Below are 273 nucleotides of genomic sequence, written 5' to 3' on the forward strand. Positions count from 1 at the left end.
GGCCTGGTGATAAGGACGTGCGCCAATAAACGCTGGCAGGAATGAATGGTGAATATTGATGATCTTATTCGGGAAGCGTGCCACAAATTCCGGCGTTAATACCCGCATATACTTCGCCAGCACCACGTAGTCAGGTTGATAAGCATCAATGGCATCCGCCATCTTTTGATCGTGCTCGTTGCGGCTTAACCCTTCATGGCTTACCAGCTCAAACGGAATATCAAAACGCTCAACCAGAGAACGTAGAGTATCGTGGTTACCAATAACTGCCGC

Annotated in this window: 1 protein-coding gene; it reads right to left on the minus strand. The window is 48.7% G+C overall.

The window, feature by feature from the left end; translation table 11 throughout:
• The coding region (locus SB756_RS30000) for a formyltransferase family protein (protein WP_410913227.1) at positions 1-273 on the minus strand (273 nt) is incomplete at both ends.

Origin of the sequence: Pseudomonas sp. SIMBA_068, from assembly GCF_046534705.1 — a bacterium.
GTDB lineage: Bacteria > Pseudomonadota > Gammaproteobacteria > Pseudomonadales > Pseudomonadaceae > Aquipseudomonas > Aquipseudomonas putida.